The sequence below is a fragment of the Pseudomonas sp. S35 genome, from assembly GCF_009866765.1.
Taxonomy (GTDB): Bacteria; Pseudomonadota; Gammaproteobacteria; order Pseudomonadales; family Pseudomonadaceae; genus Aquipseudomonas.
In genome coordinates this window covers 5648818-5671929 of record NZ_CP019431.1, presented here as the reverse complement: position 1 = coordinate 5671929, position 23112 = coordinate 5648818, and the positions used below count along the sequence as shown (strand labels likewise).

21 protein-coding genes are annotated in these 23112 nt (G+C 57.6%); 16 read left to right on the top strand and 5 right to left on the bottom strand.

What is annotated here, in order from left to right:
• Positions 1 to 8: 8 nt before the first annotated feature.
• On the bottom strand, positions 9 to 1703 hold the full coding sequence (locus PspS35_RS25550) for a lactate permease LctP family transporter (protein ID WP_159937292.1): 1695 nt from the start codon (positions 1701 to 1703) through the stop codon (positions 9 to 11).
• 251 nt (positions 1704 to 1954) lie between these two features.
• Here PspS35_RS25550 and PspS35_RS25545 point away from each other — a divergent pair, with 251 nt between their 5' ends.
• A complete protein-coding gene (locus PspS35_RS25545) occupies positions 1955 to 2722 on the top strand; it encodes a GntR family transcriptional regulator (RefSeq protein ID WP_159937291.1) in 768 nt (255 codons plus the stop codon).
• A 36-nt stretch (positions 2723 to 2758) separates the two neighbouring features.
• Here the strand turns inward: PspS35_RS25545 and smpB are convergent, their stop codons facing one another.
• Positions 2759 to 3241, bottom strand: a complete 483-nt coding sequence (gene smpB, locus PspS35_RS25540; RefSeq protein WP_003176160.1) for an SsrA-binding protein SmpB — start codon at positions 3239 to 3241, stop codon at positions 2759 to 2761.
• Between the two features lie 168 nt (positions 3242 to 3409).
• Here smpB and PspS35_RS25535 point away from each other — a divergent pair, with 168 nt between their 5' ends.
• Both PspS35_RS25535 and PspS35_RS25530 read left to right on the top strand, forming a co-directional pair.
• The gene (locus PspS35_RS25535; protein WP_005791512.1) at positions 3410 to 3844 is read left to right on the top strand and encodes a type II toxin-antitoxin system RatA family toxin; all 435 of its coding nucleotides are present in this window, start codon (positions 3410 to 3412) and stop codon (positions 3842 to 3844) included.
• Positions 3837 to 4139, top strand: coding sequence for an RnfH family protein (locus PspS35_RS25530; RefSeq protein WP_159937290.1), 303 nt, complete (start codon positions 3837 to 3839; stop codon positions 4137 to 4139). The genes PspS35_RS25535 and PspS35_RS25530 overlap by 8 nt, the downstream gene beginning before the upstream one ends.
• A 64-nt stretch (positions 4140 to 4203) precedes the next feature.
• Here the strand turns inward: PspS35_RS25530 and PspS35_RS25525 are convergent, their stop codons facing one another.
• Positions 4204 to 4731 (bottom strand): outer membrane protein assembly factor BamE, encoded by a 528-nt coding sequence (locus PspS35_RS25525; RefSeq protein WP_159937289.1) that lies wholly within the window; start codon positions 4729 to 4731, stop codon positions 4204 to 4206.
• Between the two features lie 98 nt (positions 4732 to 4829).
• Here PspS35_RS25525 and fur point away from each other — a divergent pair, with 98 nt between their 5' ends.
• On the top strand, positions 4830 to 5234 hold the full coding sequence (gene fur / locus PspS35_RS25520; protein WP_010562662.1) for a ferric iron uptake transcriptional regulator: 405 nt from the start codon (positions 4830 to 4832) through the stop codon (positions 5232 to 5234).
• A gap of 85 nt (positions 5235 to 5319) precedes the next feature.
• On the opposite strand, the gene recN is transcribed toward fur, so the two are convergent.
• Positions 5320 to 6993, bottom strand: coding sequence for a DNA repair protein RecN (gene recN / locus PspS35_RS25515; protein ID WP_159937288.1), 1674 nt, complete (start codon positions 6991 to 6993; stop codon positions 5320 to 5322).
• Positions 6994 to 7246: 253 nt separating this feature from the next.
• Here recN and grpE point away from each other — a divergent pair, with 253 nt between their 5' ends.
• From grpE to PspS35_RS25475, 8 genes are all read left to right on the top strand, one after another.
• Positions 7247 to 7807: a nucleotide exchange factor GrpE gene (grpE, locus tag PspS35_RS25510; RefSeq protein ID WP_159937287.1), complete on the top strand. Its 561-nt coding sequence runs from the start codon at positions 7247 to 7249 to the stop codon at positions 7805 to 7807.
• A 102-nt stretch (positions 7808 to 7909) separates the two neighbouring features.
• Positions 7910 to 9823: a molecular chaperone DnaK gene (dnaK, locus tag PspS35_RS25505; protein WP_159937286.1), complete on the top strand. Its 1914-nt coding sequence runs from the start codon at positions 7910 to 7912 to the stop codon at positions 9821 to 9823.
• A 318-nt stretch (positions 9824 to 10141) separates the two neighbouring features.
• Positions 10142 to 11266, top strand: a complete 1125-nt coding sequence (gene dnaJ / locus PspS35_RS25500; RefSeq protein ID WP_159937285.1) for a molecular chaperone DnaJ — start codon at positions 10142 to 10144, stop codon at positions 11264 to 11266.
• A gap of 9 nt (positions 11267 to 11275) precedes the next feature.
• Positions 11276 to 12082, top strand: a complete 807-nt coding sequence (gene dapB, locus PspS35_RS25495; protein ID WP_159937284.1) for a 4-hydroxy-tetrahydrodipicolinate reductase — start codon at positions 11276 to 11278, stop codon at positions 12080 to 12082.
• 259 nt (positions 12083 to 12341) lie between these two features.
• Positions 12342 to 13478 (top strand): glutamine-hydrolyzing carbamoyl-phosphate synthase small subunit, encoded by a 1137-nt coding sequence (carA, locus tag PspS35_RS25490; protein WP_159937283.1) that lies wholly within the window; start codon positions 12342 to 12344, stop codon positions 13476 to 13478.
• Between the two features lie 105 nt (positions 13479 to 13583).
• On the top strand, positions 13584 to 16805 hold the full coding sequence (gene carB, locus PspS35_RS25485; protein ID WP_159937282.1) for a carbamoyl-phosphate synthase large subunit: 3222 nt from the start codon (positions 13584 to 13586) through the stop codon (positions 16803 to 16805).
• On the top strand, positions 16802 to 17278 hold the full coding sequence (gene greA, locus PspS35_RS25480) for a transcription elongation factor GreA (RefSeq protein ID WP_159937281.1): 477 nt from the start codon (positions 16802 to 16804) through the stop codon (positions 17276 to 17278). Before carB ends, greA begins: the two co-directional genes overlap by 4 nt.
• 28 nt (positions 17279 to 17306) lie before the next feature.
• Positions 17307 to 17711, top strand: coding sequence for an MFS transporter (locus PspS35_RS25475; protein WP_159937280.1), 405 nt, complete (start codon positions 17307 to 17309; stop codon positions 17709 to 17711).
• Positions 17712 to 17719: 8 nt separating this feature from the next.
• Here PspS35_RS25475 and PspS35_RS25470 read toward each other — a convergent pair whose 3' ends face one another.
• Positions 17720 to 18028: a YhbY family RNA-binding protein gene (locus PspS35_RS25470; RefSeq protein ID WP_029298992.1), complete on the bottom strand. Its 309-nt coding sequence runs from the start codon at positions 18026 to 18028 to the stop codon at positions 17720 to 17722.
• A gap of 105 nt (positions 18029 to 18133) precedes the next feature.
• On the opposite strand from PspS35_RS25470, the gene rlmE reads away from it, so the two are divergent.
• The 4 genes from rlmE (at position 18134) to glmM (ending at position 23109) form a co-directional block, all read left to right on the top strand.
• The gene (gene rlmE / locus PspS35_RS25465; protein ID WP_003235041.1) at positions 18134 to 18784 is read left to right on the top strand and encodes a 23S rRNA (uridine(2552)-2'-O)-methyltransferase RlmE; all 651 of its coding nucleotides are present in this window, start codon (positions 18134 to 18136) and stop codon (positions 18782 to 18784) included.
• Positions 18785 to 18984: 200 nt separating this feature from the next.
• On the top strand, positions 18985 to 20895 hold the full coding sequence (gene ftsH, locus PspS35_RS25460; RefSeq protein WP_159937279.1) for an ATP-dependent zinc metalloprotease FtsH: 1911 nt from the start codon (positions 18985 to 18987) through the stop codon (positions 20893 to 20895).
• Positions 20896 to 20903: 8 nt separating this feature from the next.
• Entirely contained in the window at positions 20904 to 21755 is an 852-nt protein-coding gene (gene folP / locus PspS35_RS25455; protein ID WP_159937278.1) for a dihydropteroate synthase, read from the top strand.
• Between the two features lie 16 nt (positions 21756 to 21771).
• Entirely contained in the window at positions 21772 to 23109 is a 1338-nt protein-coding gene (gene glmM / locus PspS35_RS25450; RefSeq protein WP_159937277.1) for a phosphoglucosamine mutase, read from the top strand.
• The last annotated feature ends 3 nt before the right edge of the window (positions 23110 to 23112 follow it).

Below are 23112 nucleotides of genomic sequence, written 5' to 3'. Positions count from 1 at the left end.
TGCAGGTCTCAGTGCACCAGCATACCGGTGAACCAGTACGCCTGGGCCAGGGTAATCAGCCCGACGATGGTGGCAAAGAACAGGCTGTGCTTGAGAGTGAAGCGGAACAGGTCGGATTCCTTGCCTACCAGGCCGGTGGCGGCGCAGGCCACGGCGATCGATTGCGGCGAGATCATCTTGCCGGTGACGCCGCCGCTGGTATTGGCGGCAACCAGCAAGGTGTCGTTGACCCCAATCTGGTGGGCGGTGGTCGCCTGCAGCGAACTGAACAGCGCGTTGGACGAGGTATCGGAGCCTGTCAGGAAAACCCCCAGCCAACCGAGGAACGGCGAGAAGAATGGGAATGCGGCACCGGTGCCAGCCAATACCAGCGCCATGGTCGAAGACATGCCTGAGTAGTTGGTGACGAAGGCAAACGCCAGGACCATACCGATGGACAGGATCGGCCAGCGCAGTTCGTAGAATGTTTCTTTTAAAGTGGTAAGACCAGTTTTGATGTTGATCTTCAGCACGAGCATCGAAATCAGTGCCGAGAAGAAAATCGCAGTGCCGGTCGCTGAAATCGGGTCCAGCTTGAACACGGCGGGAATGGCCGTCGGATTGGTCACGATCGGCGCGACTTTGACCACCAATTGATCGAGGTGCGGGATCGCGAAGTTAAACACCCAGCTGTACATTGAGCCGCCGGCAGCGAACATCAACTTGAACGGTTTGAGGGTCCAGATGGTGACAAGCACGGTGAGGATCAGGAACGGCGACCAGGCTTTGAAAATCTGCCCCAGGCTGTAAGGCGAGGCGACGGTGCTGCGCGGCAGGCCGAAGCCGCCGGCGCTGGCGGTGATCGCGACGCCCGATGTAGCGCCTGCAATCTGCGCGCCCGCAGTGCGTTTGGGTTGCCAGATTTTCAGGAACAAGGTCAGGGAGATCAGGCTGGCGAGGGCTGAGGTGATGTCTGGCAGTTCGGGGCCGATGAAGTTGGACGTGAAGTATTGGGTAATGGCAAAGCTCAAGCCCGCAACCAGTGCGGCTGGCCAGGTTTCGCGAACGCCGCGCAGGCCGTCCATCATGAAGACCAGCCAGAACGGCACGAACAGCGACAGCAGTGGCAGTTGGCGACCGGTCATGGCGCCGATCTTGAATGCATCGATGCCGGTCACTTGGCCTGCAACGATGATCGGGATGCCCAATGCGCCAAAGGCCACGGGTGCAGTGTTGGCAATCAGGCACAGGCCGGCGGCGTAAAGCGGGTTGAAACCCAGGCCTACCAGCAGCGCGGCGGTAATCGCTACGGGCGCACCGAAACCGGCAGCGCCTTCGAGGAAAGCACCAAAGCAGAAACCGATCAGCAGCACTTGCAGGCGTTGGTCGTCAGTGATCGACAGCACCGAGCTGCGAATGATCTCGAACTGGCCACTCTTGACCGTGAGTTTGTAGAGAAAGACGGCCGCAACAATGATCCAGGCGATAGGCCACAAGCCATAGGCAAAGCCATAGCCGGCAGCGGCCAGTGCCATGTCCACCGGCATCTGGAAAGCGAAGATCGCCACCAGGATCGACAACGCCAGAGTGATGCTGCCGGCTACGTGGCCTTTGAGGCGAAACACGGCCAGGGCCAGGAAGAAGAATACGATCGGTATGACGGCGGCCAGCGCGGACAGGCCGAGGCTGCCGAGTGGGCTGTAGAGCTGTTGCCAGGTTTGCATATGGGGTGGCCCCTGATTGTTGTTTTTTGAGTGGCTTGGATAATTGGTAAGACCAATTTACAATCGCTGGTGGCTAGGTTAAAAGCCTTCGGGGGGATGTGTCAATTTGCCGCCTGCGAAACTTTGGTCGTAGGTCGGTGGCTCAAGGCATCTGATCGGGTAAAGCGCAGGCGTTCTGATAGGTGCCGCAAGTGCGGCGATAGTCCAGAATAGAGGGCCCGGCGAGTGGTCGGGATGGTGGAGAGTGAGTTATGGGGTTTGATCAGGTGCGTCAGCGCCGTTTGTCTGACGATATTGTCGAGCAGCTTGAGGGGATGATCCTTGAGGGCACGCTGAAGTCGGGCGAACGCTTGCCTGCCGAGCGCGCTCTGGCCGAGCAGTTTGGTGTGTCGCGTCCTTCGTTGCGCGAGGCTATCCAGAAATTGGCCGCCAAAGGGTTGTTGGTCAGTCGTCAGGGTGGGGGCAATTACGTCGTCGAGTCGCTGGGTTCGACCTTCAGCGACCCGCTGTTGCACCTGCTGGAAAATAATCCTGAGGCTCAACGGGATCTACTCGAGTTTCGTCAGACCCTTGAGGCGTCCTGTGCTTATTACGCAGCGCTACGTGCTACTGAAGTGGATCGCGAGCGCCTGACGGCTGCATTCGAGGCGTTGCAGGATTGCTACACCCGCGTTGATGAGGTGAGTCGAGTGGCGGAAGGCGCCGCCGATGCGAGGTTTCACTTGGCTATCGCGGAGGCCAGTCATAACGCGGTTTTGCTGCACACCATTCGTGGCTTGTTCGATTTACTCAAGCGTAACGTGGTGACTAACATCGGCGGCATGTACCAGCAGCGCACGGAAACGCGCGACATGCTGATCAGTCAGCACCGTGATTTGTACCTGGCGATTATCGAAGGGCGGGCCGAGCAGGCGCGGGAAGTCTCCACGCGTCACCTTGAGTACGTGCAGGAGGTATTGGAGGAGGTGCGTCAGGAGGTTCAGCGCGTGGCGCGTGCGGAGCGGCGCAAGGGGACGTAGCCGAGGGATGTTTCCAAGGCTACGCGGCTACAAGGATTACTCTTCCTTGCCCTTGTTGCGAACGGCGCGATGCAGTTCTCGATTGGAGTCGCGCTCGCGCTCGGTATCGCGCTTGTCGTATTCCTTCTTGCCCTTGCCCAGTGCGATCTCGCACTTGACCAGGTGCTTGCTCCAGTACCAGGACAGGCAGATGCAGGCGTAGCCTTTCTGCTGTACGGCGGCCGCGAGTTTTTCCAGCTCGCGGGCGTTGAGCAATAGCTTGCGGGTACGCACCGGGTCGGCAATCACGTGGGTGCTCGCGGTGGTCAGCGGGGTGATATGACTGCCCAGCAGCCATGCCTCGCCATCCTTGAGCAGCACGTAGCTGTCGACCAATTGCAGCTTGCTGGCACGCAGACTTTTTACTTCCCAGCCGGCCAGGACCAGACCAGCCTCGAACCGATGTTCGATGAAGTAATCGTGTCGCGCCTTTTTATTTTGCGCGATGGTCCCTGTGGGGTGTTTCTTTTGTTTAGCCATAGGGGCGGCATTATAGGGAGTTGCGAGCGTGTCGGCTACGGTCAACCTGCGTGCTTGAGCGTGTTGGACGAATCCCGGACAATGCGGGCAGTTCTTTAGTTTTTTTCTCTCGCGGATCGGGCTGTTCTTTCGCGATGTTTGCCGCTCAGCTGTGGAAATGACGCACACATGACGACGCATATTCAACGTTCGGCCCTGCTGCCGTATCCGGCACAGGCGCTCTATGACCTGGTCAATGACGTGGCGCGCTACCCGGAATTCCTGCCTTGGTGTTCCACCGCCGAAGTGCTGGAAAGCAGTGATGAGCATATGGTCGCCAGTGTCGGGGTGGCTAAGGGTGGCCTTAGTCAGCATTTTGTTACGCGCAATGTGCTGGTGCCGGGCAAGTCCATTGAGATGAATCTGCAGGAAGGGCCGTTTACCCAATTGCATGGTGTGTGGGTATTCAAGGCGCTGACTGACAAGGCCTGCAAGATCAGCCTGGATTTGTCATTTGACTACGCGGGGCCGATTGTACGAGCGACATTGGGGCCTTTGTTCAATCAGGCGGCTAATACGCTGGTAGATGCCTTCTGTCAGCGAGCCAAGCAACTGCATGGTTGAGGTTGAGGTGGTGTATGCCGCTGTTGAGCGTCAGGTGTTGCTCACGGTGGTGGTCGCGCCGGGCACTAGCCTGCGAGCAGCAGTGCAGGCTTCAGGCATTGGTGCGCAATTCCCTGAGTTGGACCTGGTTGACTGTCCTCTAGGGATCTTCGGCAAGGTGGTCGCGCACGCAGAGGTGCGTGCGGTACAGGCGGGCGATCGCATCGAGATCTATCGACCGTTATTGGCCGATCCAAAGGAAGTACGCAGACTGCGTGCGGCCAAGGCGGCGCTGGCCAGGCAGCAAAATCCATAAGTTTGCCAAATGGCAGGCAGCAAAAAGCCCGGCATGCCGGGCTTTTTTTATGAGCACCAAGGCATTACTGCGGGCTGGTGTCCAAAGGCTGTGGCGTCGGGACTGGAACAGTTTCCACGCCATCGACATCCTTTTGGATCTTGTCGAGCAAGGAGCCCGGCTTGGCCGGTACTTCGGACTTCGGCTTATCGCTTTCCTGCGCAGGCGCAGCCACGTTGGTGCCGTTGTCCTTGCCAAGCAGGGCTTCATCACGGCTTACGCCGGGCATGAAGTCACCGGACAGGCTGACAAGTTGGTCATTGCCATTGAAGATGACGCTGACGCGCTCCTGCTGGCGCTCACCGCCACCTGGCTGGAGACTGTAGAGATAATCCCAGCGATCGGCGTGGAAAGTGTCGGTCAGCAGGGGGTTACCCATGATAAACCGTACTTGCCGTCGGGTCATTCCGGGGCGTAACTGGTCTATCATATCCTGCGTGACGACATTGCCCTGCTGGATGTCGATTTTGTAAACCCCGGGGAATGAACAACCGGCGAGTGCGAGCAGTCCCACAAAGGTGAAACTGGTTAGCAAGAGCTTGGTGTTTTGCATCGGTGGGCGACTTCCACTATCTTGGCTGGGACAACGTAAACGCCGATCATACCCGTATTAAGAGAAGCTGCGAAGCAGCATCCGCGAGAAAGCTAACCATGGTTGAAAATAGCGAACTACGCAAAGCCGGTCTTAAAGTGACTCTGCCACGAGTCAAGATTCTACAAATGCTCGATTCTGCTGAGCAGCGTCACATGAGTGCCGAAGATGTTTACAAGGCGCTGATGGAGTCTAACGAGGACGTCGGCCTGGCCACGGTTTACCGTGTACTGACCCAGTTTGAAGCCGCAGGGCTGGTGGTTCGTCATAATTTCGACGGCGGTCATGCAGTATTCGAATTGGCTGACGGTGGTCATCACGATCACATGGTCGACCTGGATACCAATGAGGTTATCGAGTTCACCAGCCCGGCAATCGAAAAGCTCCAGCATGAAATTGCTGAGGAGCATGGATTCGATTTGGTTGACCACAATCTTGTGTTGTACATCCGTAAGAAAAAGTAAAAATGACGCAGGCCTGCTCTGCGAAACGCACGAAGGCGACCCTAGGGTCGCCTTCGTGCGTTCTATAAGGAAGGAAAAACCCTGCTCAAGCCTTGGCTGCGACGACCATTTTTTTCGCGTGTGCCAAAGACTCTTTAGTCAGGTCTATGCCGCCGAGCATCCGCGCCACTTCTTCAACACGTTCCGACTTGTTCAACTTGGATACCGCTGTGTGCGTCGCGTCACTGGCCCTCACCTTGTGCACAAATAAGTGCTGGTGCCCCTGGGCTGCCACTTGTGGCAAGTGAGTGACCGTAAGCACCTGGCCTCGGTCGCCCAGGCGGCGTAGCAATTGCCCGACGATTTCCGCAGTTGGTCCGCCGATACCCACATCCACTTCATCGAATACCAATGTTGGTATACGTGAGGTTTGCGCTGTAATCACCTGGATCGCCAGGCTGATTCGCGATAGCTCACCACCGGATGCCACTTTTGCCAGTGCTTTGAGTGGTTGGCCTGGGTTGGCGCTGACCAGCAGCTCTACCTGTTCCAGGCCGTGGGGCTGCAACTCATTGCTGTTGTTGGCGCGCAGTTCAATGGTGAAGCGCCCTCCCGGCATGCCCAGGCGCTGAATTTCCTGTTCGACGGCGCTCGCCAGGCTTGTGGACGCCTGCTGGCGCAGATCGCTCAGCTCGCGTGCCTTCTCTTGATAATGGCGGGCGAAAGAGGCGAGTTCGTCACCCAGTCGCTCTATGGACTCATCGTTGGCGTTCAATGTCTCGATTTCATCCAGCAGCTTTTGCTGCAGGGTTGCCACTTCGGTGGGCTGGATTCGATGTTTGCGCGCGAGGGTATAGATGGTGTCCAGGCGCTCTTCTATTTCTTGCAGGCGCGCTGGGTCTGCATCGAAGTGATCGAGGAAGCGATTCAGTTCGCCCACGGCCTCCTCGACTTGGATCTGTGCGCTGGTCAGCAGGGTGGTGGCTTCGCTCAGTGACCCCGAAGCGCTGTTCACGCTCGAAAGTCGGTTGAGGCTGGCCGTCAGCGCATTGAGCACGTTGCCTGAATCGCTTTCGCTGCATTGCTCTACGACTTGGCGACAGATACCCAACAGGGTTTCGGCGTTGGTCAGGTTCTTGTGTTCCTGTTCGAGCTGTTCCAGTTCGGTCTCGCCAAGGCCGAGGCTTTCGAGCTCTTCAAGCTGGTAACTGAGTAGTTGGTGGCGGGCCCGCTGTTCGTCACCGGAGTTGGACAGTCGCTCCAGTTCCTGGCGTGTCTGGCGCCAGCGTTGGGCGGCCAGTTGGACTTGGCGGGCCAGGTCTGTGGCGCCGGCGTATTCATCGAGCAGGCGACGATGGGTATCGGTTTTGAGCAGGGACTGGTGTTCATGTTGGCTGTGGATATCTATCAGCAACTCGCCCAGGGCTTTCAAGTCACTGAGAGGGCAGGGTGTGCCGTTGATATAGCCGCGGGAGCGCCCTTCGGCGGTGATGACCCGGCGCAGGATGCAAGGTCCTTCGTTATTCAGGTCGCGTTCGGCCAGCCAGGCCTCGGCTTCGGGAATGTCCAGCAGGTCGAACGTGGCCAGGATGTCGGCCTTGTCTGCGCCGGGGCGCACTACGCCACTGTCGGCGCGGTCGCCCAGTGTCAAGCCCAGGGCGTCGAGCATGATTGACTTGCCAGCGCCTGTTTCGCCTGTGATTACGCTCATCCCGCGATCCAGTTCGAGGTCCAGATGTTCAACGATGGCGTAGTTATGTACAGACAGGTGCACGAGCATGACGGCCGCTCCCAAGCGTAAGGTCTGGTTATTTATACAGTGTTTTGTTTGTGGCTGACAATCCTGATGCTTAGCTCGATTTGCTTGAATCGAGCGTTTTTTTAGCGCTGTGAGGAATGTGCCTGCGGGAATGATCCCGTGCGCTGGAAAGACTTTTGCTAATGGTTGCGCCCTTGAACCTGGAAATTGTGGCCCCATATACCGGAACAGAAGCGCGAGTTGAGTTCGCGCATGATTTTGAAAGGAGAAATCTATGGCTGACGAACAGACGCAGGATACGCAAACTCCAGACGCCAATTCGGCTGTCGGTGATGAACTGACAACTCGTGTACAAGTGCTCGAAGAGCAATTGGCCGCTGCGCAGGATCAGTCTTTGCGTGTTGCCGCTGATCTGCAGAACGTCCGCCGCCGTGCCGAGCAGGATGTAGAAAAGGCGCACAAATTCGCGCTGGAAAAATTCGCCAGTGACCTGCTGCCGATTATCGACAGCCTGGAGCGTGGCCTTGAGTTGTCCAATCCGGACGACGAAAACATCCGTCCGATGCGCGAAGGGATCGAGCTGACCCTGAAAATGTTCCAGGACACCCTGAAGCGTTATCAGTTGGAAGCCATCGATCCGCAAGGCGGCGAACCCTTCAACGCTGAACATCACCAGGCAATGGCCATGCAAGAAAGTCATGACCTTGAGCCGAACAGCGTGTTGAAGGTGTTTCAGAAGGGTTATCAGCTTAACGGTCGCTTGTTGCGTCCGGCGATGGTGGTGGTGAGCAAGGCGCCTGCACCTGTTGCACCTTCTATTGATGAGCAGGCTTGAAATCCGCCGCAAGGCCCCCATCTATAAGTCAAGCGTTTAAGTGCTACCGCAGTTAGCCACCACTGCTGCGGCAACCAAATTCAAGTTTCGGGAGAGTAAATCATGGGCAAAATTATCGGTATTGACCTGGGGACCACCAACTCCTGCGTCTCCGTGCTGGAAAACGGCGTTGCAAAAGTAATCGAGAACGCCGAAGGCGCGCGTACCACGCCGTCGATCATTGCTTACGCCAACGATGGTGAAATCCTCGTCGGTCAGTCGGCCAAGCGTCAGGCTGTCACCAACCCGCACAACACCCTGTACGCGGTAAAGCGTCTGATCGGCCGTAAGTTCGACGAAGAAGTCGTACAGAAAGACATCAAGATGGTCCCTTACAAAATCGCCAAGGCTGACAACGGTGACGCCTGGGTTGAAGTAAACGGCCAGAAAATGTCGCCGCCGCAAATCTCGGCTGAAATCTTGAAAAAGATGAAGAAGACCGCCGAAGACTACCTGGGTGAAGCAGTGACTGAAGCGGTAATCACCGTTCCAGCCTACTTCAACGACAGCCAGCGCCAGGCGACCAAAGACGCCGGCCGCATCGCGGGCCTGGACGTAAAACGTATCATCAACGAACCAACCGCAGCTGCTCTGGCTTACGGCATGGACAAGGCCAAGGGCGACCACACCGTGATCGTTTATGACCTGGGTGGCGGTACGTTCGACGTGTCCGTGATCGAGATTGCTGAAGTTGACGGCGAGCACCAGTTCGAAGTGTTGGCCACCAACGGCGACACTTTCCTGGGTGGTGAAGACTTCGACATTCGTCTGATCGACTACCTCGTTGACGAATTCAAGAAAGAAAGCGGCATGAACCTCAAGGGTGACCCGCTGGCGATGCAGCGCCTGAAAGAAGCTGCCGAGAAAGCCAAGATCGAGCTGTCTTCCGCTCAGTCGACCGACGTGAACCTGCCGTACATCACTGCAGACGCTACCGGTCCTAAGCACTTGAACGTGAAGATTTCTCGCGCCAAGCTGGAAGCGCTGGTCGAAGACCTGGTTCAACGCACCATCGAGCCTTGCCGCATTGCGCTGAAAGACTCCGGTATCGACGTTGGTGCGATCAACGACGTGATCCTGGTAGGCGGTCAGACCCGTATGCCACTGGTTCAGAAGCTGGTGACCGAGTTCTTCGGCAAAGAAGCGCGTAAAGACGTTAACCCGGACGAAGCCGTTGCGATGGGTGCTGCCATCCAGGGCGCGGTATTGGCCGGTGACGTAAAAGACGTATTGCTGCTGGACGTAAGCCCGCTGACCCTGGGTATTGAAACCATGGGTGGCGTGATGACTGCGCTGATCGAGAAAAACACCACGATTCCTACCAAGAAATCCCAGGTGTTCTCGACTGCTGACGACAATCAGGGCGCTGTGACCATTCACGTGCTGCAGGGTGAGCGTAAGCAAGCCACTCAGAACAAGTCCCTGGGCAAGTTCGACCTGGCTGAGATTCCACCAGCACCACGTGGCGTGCCGCAAATCGAAGTCACCTTCGACATCGATGCCAACGGCATCCTGCACGTCGGCGCGAAAGACAAGGCGACTGGCAAAGAGCAGAAGATCACCATCAAGGCCAACTCGGGTCTGTCTGATGAAGAAATTCAACAGATGATTCGTGATGCTGAAGCCAACGCTGATGCAGATGCCAAGTTTGCAGAGCTGGCTGGCGCCCGTAACCAGGGTGACGCGCTGGTTCACTCGACCCGTAAAATGGTCGCAGATGCTGGCGAGAAAGTGACCGCTGAAGAGAAGGCCGCAATCGAAGCTGCTGTAGTTGCACTGGAAGCCGCTGTAAAAGGCGACGACAAGGCTGCTATCGACGCCAAGGTTGAGGAGCTGTCGAAAGTCTCCGCACCGGTTGCCCAGAAGATGTATGCCGAACAAGGCCAGCCGGCTGACGGTGCTCAACAGGCAGAGCCTGAAGCCAAGCACGACGATGTTGTCGATGCCGAGTTCGAAGAAGTAAAAGACCAGAAGTAAGTTGGTCGCCCGGTTGACCGCTATCAAGCGGTGACTGGTAGGATGTCGCCGCGCGGGAGCTTGCTCCCGCGTTGGCGTGTCTGGGGTATGCGAATTTTTACAGCATGCGACAGTGTTCGGATGTTGGCGGTGTGATCGGGAATGCTCCTGCTTTCCGAGCAATAAATACCGCGTTTTTGGCCGGGTCCCTGGCTAAAAAGTAGTAATGACCAGGATCGTTGAATTGACGTGAGTTGGGTCCGGGCCTGTATTGGGGCTCAACGAGTTCAGCAAGGCTCAGGAGGGTCTGGCTGAACGTCCTTAAGAGTGCAAAGACTTATGGCAAAGCGTGACTATTACGAAGTATTGGGTGTGGAACGCGGCTCCAGCGAGGCGGACCTGAAAAAGGCTTACCGTCGCCTGGCGATGAAGCACCACCCGGACCGTAATCCGGATAGCAAAGAATCCGAGGAAATGTTCAAGGAGGCCAACGAGGCCTACGAATGTCTGTCTGATCCCAACAAGCGCGCGGCCTACGATCAGTATGGTCATGCCGGTGTCGACCCAAGCATGGGCGGCGGCGGTGCGGGTTTTGGTGGTCAGAACTTCTCCGATATCTTCGGTGACGTCTTCAGTGATTTCTTCGGCGGTGGTCGGGGTGGTCAGCGCGGTGGTGCCCAGCGTGGCAGTGACTTGCGCTACACCCTGGAGTTGAATCTGGAAGAGGCCGTGCGCGGTACCAGTGTCAATATTCGCGTGCCGACGCTGGTCAACTGCAAGCCGTGCGACGGTTCGGGTGCCAAGAAAGGCTCCGCGCCAATTACCTGCCCGACGTGCGGTGGTATTGGTCAGGTTCGCATGCAGCAGGGCTTTTTCTCGGTGCAGCAGACCTGCCCGCGCTGCCACGGCCAGGGCAAGATCATTTCCGATCCGTGCGATTCCTGTCACGGCGAAGGGCGTGTCGAAGAGTACAAGACCCTGTCGGTGAAAGTGCCGGCGGGTGTGGATACCGGTGATCGTATTCGCCTGTCTGGTGAAGGCGAGGCGGGTACTCAGGGCGGTCCAACCGGTGACCTGTACGTGGTGATCAATGTGCGCGAGCACTCGATCTTCCAGCGTGACGGTAAGCATCTGTTCTGCGAAGTGCCGATCAGTTTTGTCGATGCAGCCTTGGGGGGCGAGCTGGAAATCCCGACCCTTGATGGTCGCGTGAAGCTCAAGATCCCTGAAGGTACGCAGACTGGCAAACAGTTCCGTATCCGAGGTAAGGGCGTTGCGCCGGTGCGTGGTGGTGGTGCGGGCGACTTGATGTGTCGCGTGGCGGTGGAAACGCCGGTCAACCTGAATCGTCGTCAGCGCGAACTGCTGGAAGAGTTCCGTAGCTCGTTGGAAGGTGATGAATCGCACTCGCCAAAAACCGCAGGTTTCTTCGATGGCGTGAAGCGCTTCTTTGGCGATTTGTAAGGAGTGAGTATGCGACGTATAGCCGTGATGGGCGCTGCCGGGCGCATGGGCAAGACGCTGGTCGAAGCGGTGCAGCAGCGTTCACCGGCCTCTGGGTTGACTGCGGCGATTGTTCGCCCGGGCAGCACATTGATTGGTGCGGATGCGGGTGAGTTGGCGTCCCTGGGGCGCATCGGTGTGTCGTTGTCAGGCAATCTGGAGCAGGTTGCTGACGAGTTCGACGTGCTGATCGATTTCACGTTGCCGGAAGTGATGCTGAAAAACCTCGCGTTCTGCCGCAAGGCGGGTAAGGCGATGGTCATTGGCACCACGGGTTTGACTGCCGAGCAGAAGCAGTTGCTGGTGGAGGCGGGCAAGGATATTCCTGTCGTCTTCGCGGCCAACTTCAGTGTCGGCGTGAACCTGTCGCTCAAATTGCTGGATATGGCGGCGCGCGTGCTGGGTGATGAGGCGGATATCGAGATTGTCGAAACGCATCACCGCCACAAGATCGATGCGCCGTCGGGTACCGCGCTGCGCATGGGCGAAGCTATTGCTGATGCACTGGGGCGTGACCTGTCCAAGGTGGCCGTATATGGCCGTGAAGGTCATACCGGTGCGCGTGCGCGTGACACCATTGGTTTTGCGACCGTTCGCGGTGGCGACGTGGTGGGTGACCACACTGTGTTGTTCGCTACCGAAGGTGAGCGCTTGGAAATTACGCACAAAGCGTCGAGCCGTATGACGTTTGCGAAGGGTGCGGTACGTGCTGCGCTTTGGTTGGAAGGTCGTGAAGCAGGCCTGTACGACATGCGCGATGTGCTGGATTTGCACTAATCAGTAGCTAAAATGGGGGCTCAGGATTATCCTAAGCCCCCGTTTTTACCCGCTAAGCGACGTCCTGTCGCATTCTCCTGCCTTTTAGGCTCATTAGCGGTGGACCAAAAAAGCCTTTTTCTGTAAGCTACAGCTTTAGTGTGTCCACTAAAAGCGCGCAGAATAATTCAGTGAAGAAGCGGGGTGACGTGTCCATACGTCACTCCGCTTTTTTACAACCTGCGATCGCCCTTTCAGGCTTTATTTACGGGAGGTCTTCTTGACTAAGCCAGCCATACTCGCCCTTGCTGATGGCAGCATTTTTCGCGGCGAAGCCATTGGAGCCGACGGTCAAACCGTTGGAGAGGTAGTGTTTAACACTGCCATGACCGGCTATCAGGAAATCCTTACCGATCCTTCCTACGCCCAACAGATCGTTACCCTGACCTATCCGCACATCGGCAACACCGGTACTACACCGCAAGACATCGAGTCTGATCGTGTGTGGTCGGCTGGCCTGGTTATTCGTGATCTGCCCCTGGTTGCGAGCAATTGGCGCAACACGATGTCGCTGTCCGATTACCTGAAAGCCAACAATGTTGTAGCGATCGCCGGTATCGATACGCGCCGCCTCACACGCATCCTGCGTGAAAAAGGCTCGCAGAACGGCTGCATCATGGTCGGTGACAATATTTCAGAAGAAGCGGCGATTGCTGCTGCGCAAGGCTTCCCTGGCCTGAAAGGCATGGACCTGGCGAAAGTCGTCAGCACCAAGGAGCAGTACGAGTGGCGCTCAACTGTCTGGGACTTGAAGACCGACAGTCACGAGACCATCGACGCGGCTGACCTGCCGTACCACGTGGTCGCGTACGACTACGGTGTGAAGTACAACATCCTGCGCATGCTGGTGGAGCGTGGCTGCCGCGTGACCGTGGTGCCTGCGCAAACCCCAGCCAGCGATGTACTGGCCCTGCAGCCGGATGGTGTGTTCCTGTCCAACGGCCCGGGCGACCCTGAGCCTTGCGACTACGCTATTGAGGCCATCAAGCAAGTGCTGGAGACCGAGATCCCGGTATTCGGTATTTGCCTGGGTCACCAACTGCTGGCCTTGGCCTCTGGCGCCAAGACCCTGAAAATGGGCCACGGCCACCACGGTGCCAACCACCCGGTACAAGACCTGGACACTGGCGTTGTAATGATCACCAGCCAGAACCACGGTTTTGCGGTAGATGAAGCGACCCTGCCGGGCAATGTCCGCGCAATTCACAAGTCGCTGTTCGACGGTTCCCTGCAAGGCATCGAGCGCACTGACAAGAGCGCGTTCAGCTTCCAGGGCCACCCTGAAGCCAGCCCGGGCCCGAACGACGTAGCGCCGCTGTTCGACCGTTTCATCAATGAGATGGCCAAGCGACGCTGACTGAGCGGCTTGCGGGCGGCCCCGAACGTCGGTGGCCCCCGCAGGCTCTTCAAAGATTGTTCAAGACGGCTTGCCGACTGACCTGCGGATTTGAGTGACAAACCCATGCCAAAACGTACAGACATAAAAAGCATCCTGATTCTTGGCGCTGGCCCGATTGTGATCGGCCAGGCCTGCGAATTCGACTACTCCGGCGCCCAGGCCTGTAAAGCCCTGCGCGAAGAGGGCTACCGCGTCATCCTGGTGAACTCCAACCCGGCCACCATCATGACCGACCCGGACATGGCCGACGCCACCTACATCGAGCCGATCAAGTGGCAGACCGTTGCCAAGATCATCGAGAAAGAGCGTCCAGACGCGCTGTTGCCAACCATGGGCGGCCAAACTGCACTGAACTGCGCCCTGGACCTGGAGCGCGAAGGCGTCCTGGAAAAGTTCGGCGTAGAGATGATTGGCGCCAATGCCGACACCATCGACAAGGCTGAAGACCGTTCGCGTTTCGACAAGGCCATGAAGTCCATCGGTCTTGACTGCCCGCGCTCGGGTATCGCCCACAGCATGGAAGAGGCCAACGCGGTTCTCGAAAAGCTGGGTTTCCCGTGCATTATCCGTCCGTCCTTCACCATGGGCGGCACCGGTGGCGGTATCGCTTACAACCGTGAAGAGTTCGAAGAAATCTGCGCCCGTGGCCTGGACCTGTCGCCGACCAAAGAGCTGCTGATCGACGAATCCCTGATCGGCTGGAAAGAGTACGAGATGGAAGTTGTCCGCGACAAAAAGGACAACTGCATCATCGTCTGCTCGATCGAAAACTTCGACCCGATGGGCGTGCACACCGGTGACTCGATCACCGTTGCTCCGGCACAGACCCTGACGGACAAGGAATACCAGATCATGCGTAACGCCTCATTGGCGGTACTGCGTGAGATCGGCGTTGAAACCGGCGGTTCCAACGTTCAGTTCGGTATTTGCCCGGACACAGGCCGCATGGTCGTGATCGAGATGAACCCGCGTGTATCGCGTTCTTCGGCGCTGGCATCAAAAGCTACCGGCTTCCCGATTGCGCGCATCGCTGCCAAGCTGGCGATCGGTTACACCTTGGATGAGTTGCAAAACGAAATCACTGGCGGTGCTACGCCGGCGTCCTTCGAGCCGTCGATCGACTACGTCGTGACCAAGCTGCCGCGCTTTGCCTTCGAGAAGTTCCCGAAAGCCGACGCCCGCCTGACCACTCAGATGAAGTCGGTCGGTGAAGTTATGGCCATCGGCCGGACGTTCCAGGAATCCCTGCAAAAAGCCCTGCGTGGCCTGGAAGTGGGCGTTTGCGGCCTGGACGAGAAGCTCGACCTGAGCAATCCGGAAAGCATGAGCGTGCTCAAGCGCGAGCTGACCGTGCCGGGCGCCGAGCGTATCTGGTACGTGGCTGATGCGTTCCGCGCGGGCATGACCGTCGAAGACATCTTCGGCATGAACATGATCGATCCGTGGTTCCTGGTGCAGATCGAAGATCTGATCAAAGAAGAAGAGAAGGTCAAGACCCTGGGTCTTTCCTCTATCGACCGCGACCTGATGTTCCGCCTCAAGCGCAAAGGTTTCTCCGACCAGCGTCTGGCCAAGCTGCTGGGCGTGACCGAGAAGAACCTGCGCACGCATCGCCACAAGCTGGATATCTTCCCGGTCTACAAGCGCGTTGATACATGCGCCGCAGAGTTTGCCACTGATACCGCGTACCTGTACTCCACTTACGAGGAAGAGTGCGAAGCCGCGCCATCGGGCCGCGACAAGATCATCATCCTGGGCGGCGGTCCAAACCGCATCGGCCAGGGCATCGAGTTTGACTACTGCTGCGTACACGCCGCTCTCGCCCTGCGCGAAGACGGGTACGAAACCATCATGGTCAACTGCAACCCGGAAACTGTTTCCACTGACTACGACACTTCCGATCGCCTGTACTTCGAGCCGGTAACCCTGGAAGACGTACTGGAAATCTGCCGCGTCGAGAAGCCCAAAGGTGTCATCGTCCAATACGGCGGCCAAACCCCGCTGAAATTGGCGCGTGCCCTTGAAGCTGCCGGCGTGCCGATCATCGGCACCAGCCCGGATGCGATCGACCGCGCTGAAGACCGTGAGCGCTTCCAGCAAATGGTTGAGCGTCTGAACCTGCGTCAGCCGCCAAACGCCACCGTGCGCAGCGAAGACGAGGCCATCCGCGCCGCGGCCAAGATTGGCTACCCGTTGGTGGTGCGTCCGTCCTACGTGTTGGGCGGTCGTGCGATGGAAATCGTCTACGAGGAAGAAGAGCTTAAGCGTTACCTGCGTGACGCGGTGAAAGTGTCCAACGACAGCCCTGTGCTGCTGGACCACTTCCTCAACTGCGCCATCGAGATGGACGTGGATGCTGTTTGCGACGGTACCGACGTGGTGATCGGCGCGATCATGCAGCACATCGAGCAGGCCGGCGTTCACTCCGGTGACTCCGCGTGCTCGCTGCCGCCGTACTCGTTGCCCCTGCACATCCAGGACGAGATGCGCGAGCAGGTCAAGAAGATGGCCCTGGAGTTGGGCGTGGTCGGTCTGATGAACGTACAGCTTGCGCTGCAAGGCGAAGATATCTACGTCATCGAAGTGAACCCACGTGCTTCGCGTACCGTGCCATTTGTGTCCAAGTGCATCGGTGTGTCCCTGGCCATGATCGCTGCCCGCGTGATGGCCGGTAAGACCCTGAAGGAAATCGGCTTCACCAAGGAAATCATTCCGAACTTCTACAGCGTGAAAGAGGCGGTGTTCCCATTCGCCAAATTCCCTGGTGTGGACCCGATCCTGGGCCCAGAGATGAAGTCCACCGGTGAAGTGATGGGCGTGGGTGATACCTTCGGTGAGGCATTCGCCAAGGCCCAGATGGGTGCGAGCGAAGTGCTGCCTACCGGTGGTACCGCGTTTATCAGCGTGCGTGATGACGACAAGCCACTGGTTGCAGGCGTTGCCCGTGATCTGATCAACTTGGGCTTTGAAGTCGTGGCCACTGCCGGGACCGCCAAGCTGATCGAGGCTGCCGGCCTGAAAGTACGTCGCGTGAACAAGGTGACGGAAGGCCGTCCGCACGTGGTCGACATGATCAAGAATGACGAAGTCACCCTGATCATCAACACCACCGAAGGTCGCCAGTCGATCGCGGACTCTTACTCCATCCGTCGTAATGCCCTGCAGCACAAGATCTACTGCACCACCACCATTGCTGCTGGCGAAGCTATCTGTGAAGCGCTCAAGTTCGGTCCGGAAAAGACCGTGCGTCGCTTGCAGGATCTACACGCAGGATTGAAGGCATGATCAAATACCCAATGACCGTCCAGGGCGCCAAGGCCCTGGAAGAGGAGCACGCCCATCTGACCAAGGTCGTACGTCCCAAGCTGAGCCAGGACATCGGTACGGCGCGGGAACTGGGTGATTTGAAGGAAAACGCTGAATACCATGCTGCCCGCGAGCAGCAAGGCATGGTGGAAGCGCGAATTCGTGACATTGAAGGCCGGATTCAGAATCAGGTGGTCATCGACGTCACGAGCATTCCGAAAACCGGCAAGGTGATTTTCGGCACGACAGTGGAAATCGCCAACGTCGAGACTGACGAAAGCGTTGTCTACCACATCGTTGGCGAAGACGAAGCGGACTTCAAGCTCGGTAAGATCTCCGTCGGTTCACCGCTGGCTCGCGCCTTGATTGCCAAGGAAGAGGGTGACGTGGTGGCGGTAAAAACACCTGGTGGCGTGATCGAGTACGAGATTGTTGAAGTTCGTCACGTCTGAAAGGCGGCGCCCGCTTCGTGCGGGCGCCATGCTGTGGCAGCTTGCCCAGATGTTGTGGGTGGGCGGCCTGTGGCTGCTGCACATTGGTGTATTGCCGGCGCTGGGCCTGATTGGCCTGGCCCCGTTGTTGATCGATGAGATCGATGGATTACTGAGTGCGCTGCTGGTGGGTTTTGCGGCGGCGTGCGTGACGATCCAGGCATTGGTGCTGGTCAAGGCTGAAGGCTTGGGGAGTTTGTGGCGGGATATTCGCGGCCAACTGCTGTTGATGGCGCTGTATGCGTGTGCAATGTACGGCATTGTGCATGTTTGGCTGCCGCAAGCGTTGCGCTGGCAGTTGTTCAGCTATCTTGTGCTAGGGTTCTCCGGCCTGGTGCTGGTTATACAGCCTGCGCCAGGATGGAGTGGCGGGGCGCGCGAAGCACGCCCGTGACCCTTGTGTCATTTGAAGCGATGAACGTTCGACAGTTGCTTGTTGGCACTGAAGTTCTTGCGATACAGCAGCGCCATCTTGCCGATGACCTGGACCAGGTCCGCTTTGCCTACCTTGCACAGTTCTGCAATGGCAGCCAGGCGCGCTTCGCGGTCAAGGATGTTGACCTTGATCTTGATCAGTTCGTGATCGCCCAATGCGCGTTCAAGTTCGGCTAACACACCCTCAGTCAGACCGTTGTCTGCCACAATCAGAACTGGTTTCAGATGGTGGCCAATGGATTTGTACTGTTTCTTCTGCTCTTGAGTGAGCGGCATAATCTGACCCCTGCGTCTGATCTTGTAAAAAGCGGCGGCCAGTTTACCCGAGCGAGTCCGGGACCGCCCAGTTAATCACGACCCGTTTTATTTTCGAGGTGGCCCGTGGCCCGTTCCAAAACTAGCCTTAAGTGGCTGCAAGAGCATTTCAACGATCCTTACGTCAAAAAGGCGCAGAAGGACGGGTACCGTTCGCGGGCCAGTTACAAGCTCCTGGAGATCCAGGACAAGGACAAATTGATTCGTCCAGGCATGAGCGTTATTGATCTTGGCGCGGCCCCGGGTGGTTGGTCTCAAGTGACCAGTCGTCTGATTGGTGGCCAGGGCCGATTGATCGCGTCCGATATCCTTGAGATGGACAGCATCCCGGATGTGACCTTTGTGCACGGCGACTTCACCCAGGACTCGGTATTGGCCGAGATCCTGGAGGCTGTGGGAAATTCGCAGGTAGACCTTGTGATTTCCGACATGGCCCCCAATATGAGTGGATTACCGGCCGTTGATATGCCACGGGCCATGTTCCTCTGTGAATTGGCGCTGGATTTGGCGGGTCGGGTGTTGCGTCCGGGTGGTGATTTTCTGGTGAAAGTCTTCCAGGGCGAAGGTTTTGACGAGTACCACAAGAACATTCGCAAGCTGTTCGACAAGGTGCAGACGCGCAAACCCGACTCATCCCGGGACCGGTCTCGCGAGCAATACCTGTTGTGCCGCGGGTTCCGCGGGGTTGAAGGTGCGGCGAGCGAAGAGCGTTTTTGATTTTTTCGAGGAGGGCGATAGGTTTTTTTATATCGCTTTCGTCACGAAGCTTTACGAATATTGTGTAGTCAAAGTTTCACAAAGGGTTACAGACGGCGCCTGCCAGAGTTGTAGGTAATGTAGTAAGTTAGGCCGGTGAATATCATGCGAAGCGCGCGCCAGTAGCGGAGCTTGCTTCAGAGGGTAGTTAATTGAACGATATGGCAAAGAATCTGATCCTGTGGTTGATCATCGCGGCTGTCCTGGTGACGGTGATGAACAACTTCTCCAGCCCTAACGAGCCGCAGACCCTCAACTATTCCGACTTCATCCAGCAAGTTAAGGATGGCAAGGTCGAGCGCGTGACGGTTGATGGCGCTGTGATCACCGGCAAACGCAATGATGGCGATGGCTTCAAGACCATTCGCCCGAACATCCCGGACAATGGCCTGATCGGCGACCTGGTGGATAACCATGTGGTTGTCGAGGGCAAGCAGCCTGAGCAACAGAGCATCTGGACTCAGTTGCTGGTCGCGAGCTTCCCGATCCTGGTGATTATCGCCGTGTTCATGTTCTTCATGCGCCAGATGCAAGGTGGCGCGGGGGGCAAGGGCGGGCCTATGAGCTTTGGCAAGAGCAAGGCGCGCCTGCTGTCCGAAGATCAGGTAAAGACCACGCTGGCTGACGTTGCTGGTTGTGACGAGGCCAAGGAAGAAGTCGGCGAACTGGTCGAGTTCCTGCGCGATCCAGGCAAGTTTCAGCGTTTGGGCGGCCGCATTCCTCGCGGCGTGCTGATGGTAGGCCCTCCGGGTACCGGTAAGACCTTGCTGGCCAAGGCTATCGCCGGTGAAGCCAAAGTGCCCTTCTTCACCATTTCGGGTTCCGACTTCGTTGAAATGTTCGTCGGCGTCGGCGCCAGCCGTGTTCGCGATATGTTTGAACAGGCCAAGAAACATGCGCCATGCATCATCTTTATCGATGAAATCGATGCCGTTGGTCGCCATCGTGGTGCAGGCATGGGTGGTGGTCATGATGAGCGTGAGCAGACCCTCAACCAGTTGCTGGTTGAGATGGATGGCTTTGAAATGAATGACGGCATCATTGTCATCGCGGCCACCAACCGGCCGGATGTGTTGGACCCAGCGCTGTTGCGTCCGGGGCGTTTCGACCGTCAGGTTGTAGTAGGGCTGCCGGACATTCGTGGGCGCGAGCAGATCCTCAAGGTGCATATGCGTAAAGTGCCAATGGGTGACGATGTTGCTCCGGCGGTGATCGCTCGTGGTACCCCGGGCTTCTCGGGTGCGGACTTGGCCAACCTGGTGAACGAGGCGTCGCTGTTCGCTGCCCGTACTGGCAAGCGCATCGTTGAAATGAAAGAGTTCGAACTGGCAAAAGACAAGATCATGATGGGTGCAGAGCGCAAATCCATGGTCATGTCCGAAAAAGAGAAGCAGAACACGGCTTACCACGAAGCTGGCCACGCCATTGTGGGGCGCGTTGTGCCTGAGCACGACCCGGTCTACAAAGTGTCGATCATTCCTCGTGGTCGGGCGCTGGGCGTCACTATGTTCCTGCCTGAAGAGGATCGCTACAGCCTGTCCAAGCGTGCACTGATCAGCCAGATCTGCTCGCTGTACGGCGGCCGTATTGCTGAAGAGATGACCCTGGGCTTCGATGGTGTCACTACCGGCGCCTCTAACGACATCATGCGTGCCAGTCAGATCGCACGGAACATGGTGACCAAGTGGGGTCTGTCGGAAAAGCTGGGTCCTTTGATGTATGCCGAGGAAGAAGGTGAAGTATTCCTGGGGCGCGGTGGCGGTGGTCAAAGCGCGAGCTTCTCTGGTGAGACAGCCAAGCTGATCGACTCCGAGGTGCGTAGCATCATTGATCAGTGCTACGGCACCGCTAAGCAGATCCTCACGGATAACCGCGACAAGCTGGACGCAATGGCCGATGCACTGATGAAGTACGAGACCATTGATGCTGACCAAATCGACGACATCATGGCCGGTCGCGCACCGCGTGAGCCTCGCGATTGGGAAGGTGGTTCGGGCACTTCTGGCACTCCGCCAGTTGTTCAGAACGAGCGCCCTGAAACCCCGATCGGTGGCCCGGCAGCTGACCATTAAGGTTTGAAATGACTTTTGCTTCGTCCTTCACCCGGTTGCCTTGCGGCAACCGGGTTCTTGATTTATCCCATACGCATGTCATGGGTATCCTCAACGTAACTCCCGACTCCTTTTCCGATGGTGGCCGTTTTAGCCAGCTTGATGCGGCGTTGCGTCATGCCGAGGCAATGGTCTCGGCGGGTGCAACGTTGATTGATGTGGGGGGGGAATCGACCCGGCCAGGTGCTCGCGTCGTTTCTCCTTTGGAAGAGTTGGAGCGGGTAGCGCCTGTCGTCGAGCGCATTGCTCGTGAGCTGGATGTGATCATCTCGGTTGATACGTCCACGCCTGCCGTGATGCGCGAGACTGCGCGTCTGGGAGCGGGGCTGATCAATGATGTGCGTTCCCTTCAGCGTGACGGTGCCCTGGATGCTGCCGCAGCTACTGGTTTGCCGGTGTGTCTGATGCACATGCTGGGTGAGCCCGGCAATATGCAGGACAGTCCGCACTACGATGACCTTGTTGGCGAAGTGAGCGGTTTTCTCGCTGACCGGGTTGCGCGGTGCGCCGCTGCCGGCATTGCTGCGGAAAAAATCATCCTTGATCCGGGATTTGGCTTCGCCAAGACCCTTCAGCACAATTTAAGCCTGTTCAAGCACATGGAGTCCCTGCACGCGCTTGGTCGGCCTCTTTTGGTCGGTGTCTCGCGCAAGAGCATGATAGGGCTGGCGTTGAATCGTCCGGTGGGTGAGCGGTTGTACGGTGGTCTTGCACTGGCAGCGCTTGCGGTGGCCAAGGGGGCGCGTATCTTGCGTGTTCATGATGTCGCCGAGACCGTGGATGTAGTGCGCATGATTGCCGCTGTAGAATCAGCCGAATAAGAATGAAGGAGCACTTATGACAAAAAAATATTTTGGCACCGATGGTATTCGTGGCCGGGTCGGCGAGTTTCCGATTACTCCTGATTTCATGCTCAAGCTGGGTTGGGCGGCAGGCATGGCGTTCCGTAGCATGGGCGCGTGCCGCATTCTGGTGGGCAAGGACACGCGTATTTCGGGGTACATGTTTGAGTCTGCCCTGGAGGCCGGCTTGTCCGCCGCAGGTGCTGATGTAATGTTGCTGGGCCCAATGCCGACGCCGGCGATCGCTTACCTGACGCGTACCTTTCACGCTGAAGCCGGTATTGTGATCAGTGCCTCTCACAACCCGCATGACGACAACGGCATCAAGTTTTTCTCGGGCCAGGGCACCAAGCTGCCGGACGAGATCGAGTTGATGATCGAAGAGCTGCTGGACGCGCCGATGACGGTGGTTGAGTCCAGTAAGTTGGGTAAGGTCTCGCGTATAAACGACGCGTCAGGTCGTTATATTGAGTTCTGCAAAAGCAGCGTGCCAACCAGCACGAACTTTGCTGGCCTGAAGATTGTTATCGATTGCGCCCATGGTGCGACCTACAAGGTAGCGCCAAGCGTATTCAAGGAGTTGGGGGCGGATGTGACGGTCCTGTCGGCCCAGCCAAACGGACTGAACATCAACGAAAACTGCGGCTCCACCCATATGGAGCAGCTGCAGGCTGCTGTATTGGCCGAGCATGCCGATCTGGGGATTGCCTTCGACGGTGACGGTGATCGTGTGCTGATGGTGGATCACACGGGTGCGGTGGTAGATGGTGACGACCTGTTGTTTATCATTGCCCGCGATCTGCATGAGCGTAACAAGCTGCAAGGCGGCGTTGTCGGCACGTTGATGAGTAATTTGGGGCTTGAACTGGCCCTTGCGGACCTGGGAATTCCTTTTGTCCGCGCCAATGTCGGTGACCGCTATGTGATCGCTGAATTGCTGGAACGTAATTGGCAGGTGGGTGGCGAGAACTCCGGGCATGTCGTCTGCTTCCAGCACACTACTACGGGTGACGCGATTATTGCTGCGCTGCAAGTGCTGCTGTCCCTGCGTCGTCGCGAAGAGAGCCTGGCTCAGGCTCGCCAGGCGTTGCGCAAATGCCCGCAAGTCTTGCTCAACGTGCGTTTCGCCGGCGGTGAAAACCCGATCGAACACCCAACTGTCAAAGAGGCTTGTGAGCGTGTGACCCTGGCAATGGCGGGGCGTGGGCGGGTATTGCTGCGCAAGTCCGGCACAGAGCCTCTGGTGCGCGTTATGGTCGAAGGCGACGACGAAATACAGGTTCGCGGCCACGCCGAAGACCTGGCAAAACTAGTAACTGAAGTTTGCGCCTGAATT

Excerpts from the sequence above, each read along its gene's own strand:
- dapB (WP_159937284.1), top strand. The coding sequence starts at position 11,276 with ATGCGACGTATAGCCGTGATGGGCGCTGCCGGGCGCATGGGCAAGACG.
- smpB (WP_003176160.1), bottom strand. The coding sequence starts at position 3,241 with ATGGCTAAACAAAAGAAACACCCCACAGGGACCATCGCGCAAAATAAA.
- PspS35_RS25525 (WP_159937289.1), bottom strand. The coding sequence starts at position 4,731 with ATGCAAAACACCAAGCTCTTGCTAACCAGTTTCACCTTTGTGGGACTG.
- dnaJ (WP_159937285.1), top strand. The coding sequence starts at position 10,142 with ATGGCAAAGCGTGACTATTACGAAGTATTGGGTGTGGAACGCGGCTCC.
- fur (WP_010562662.1), top strand. The coding sequence starts at position 4,830 with ATGGTTGAAAATAGCGAACTACGCAAAGCCGGTCTTAAAGTGACTCTG.
- folP (WP_159937278.1), top strand. The coding sequence starts at position 20,904 with ATGACTTTTGCTTCGTCCTTCACCCGGTTGCCTTGCGGCAACCGGGTT.
- PspS35_RS25535 (WP_005791512.1), top strand. The coding sequence starts at position 3,410 with ATGACGACGCATATTCAACGTTCGGCCCTGCTGCCGTATCCGGCACAG.
- grpE (WP_159937287.1), top strand. The coding sequence starts at position 7,247 with ATGGCTGACGAACAGACGCAGGATACGCAAACTCCAGACGCCAATTCG.
- PspS35_RS25550 (WP_159937292.1), bottom strand. The coding sequence starts at position 1,703 with ATGCAAACCTGGCAACAGCTCTACAGCCCACTCGGCAGCCTCGGCCTG.
- recN (WP_159937288.1), bottom strand. The coding sequence starts at position 6,993 with ATGCTCGTGCACCTGTCTGTACATAACTACGCCATCGTTGAACATCTG.
- PspS35_RS25475 (WP_159937280.1), top strand. The coding sequence starts at position 17,307 with ATGCTGTGGCAGCTTGCCCAGATGTTGTGGGTGGGCGGCCTGTGGCTG.
- PspS35_RS25545 (WP_159937291.1), top strand. The coding sequence starts at position 1,955 with ATGGGGTTTGATCAGGTGCGTCAGCGCCGTTTGTCTGACGATATTGTC.
- dnaK (WP_159937286.1), top strand. The coding sequence starts at position 7,910 with ATGGGCAAAATTATCGGTATTGACCTGGGGACCACCAACTCCTGCGTC.
- greA (WP_159937281.1), top strand. The coding sequence starts at position 16,802 with ATGATCAAATACCCAATGACCGTCCAGGGCGCCAAGGCCCTGGAAGAG.
- PspS35_RS25470 (WP_029298992.1), bottom strand. The coding sequence starts at position 18,028 with ATGCCGCTCACTCAAGAGCAGAAGAAACAGTACAAATCCATTGGCCAC.
- ftsH (WP_159937279.1), top strand. The coding sequence starts at position 18,985 with ATGGCAAAGAATCTGATCCTGTGGTTGATCATCGCGGCTGTCCTGGTG.
- glmM (WP_159937277.1), top strand. The coding sequence starts at position 21,772 with ATGACAAAAAAATATTTTGGCACCGATGGTATTCGTGGCCGGGTCGGC.
- carB (WP_159937282.1), top strand. The coding sequence starts at position 13,584 with ATGCCAAAACGTACAGACATAAAAAGCATCCTGATTCTTGGCGCTGGC.
- PspS35_RS25530 (WP_159937290.1), top strand. The coding sequence starts at position 3,837 with ATGGTTGAGGTTGAGGTGGTGTATGCCGCTGTTGAGCGTCAGGTGTTG.